Origin of the sequence: Ammonifex thiophilus (assembly GCF_003368535.1) — a bacterium.
Lineage (GTDB): Bacteria > Bacillota > Desulfotomaculia > Desulfotomaculales > Ammonificaceae > Ammonifex > Ammonifex thiophilus.
On the sequence record NZ_QSLN01000091.1, the window covers coordinates 1 to 255 of the forward strand.

1 protein-coding gene is annotated in these 255 nt (G+C 55.3%); it reads right to left on the reverse strand.

Annotated elements, in window-relative coordinates:
• A partial coding sequence (locus DXX99_RS11205; protein ID WP_165847853.1) for an IS110 family transposase occupies positions 1–255 on the reverse strand: 255 nt, incomplete at both ends.

Sequence of the window (255 nt, forward strand, 5' to 3'; positions counted from 1 at the left end):
TGGTGTCACTTTTAGCCCCGGAAGGTTTACGTCGGTAGTCAACCACTTTAGGGTTGAGGGGGTAGACAGGGAATCCTGCCTCCAGGAGGAACTGGACCAGAAGGCCCTGACTGGTTTCCAGGAAGCAAGGTGCTTCTTCTGGCGAAGTTACATAGCGCAGCAGCTGCTTCTTGAGGGTTTCCAGGCCATGGCATGTGTGGGGAATCCGGAAATGGGCAAGTTCGGTGCCGTCTTGATCGAGGACGCAGACTTCGT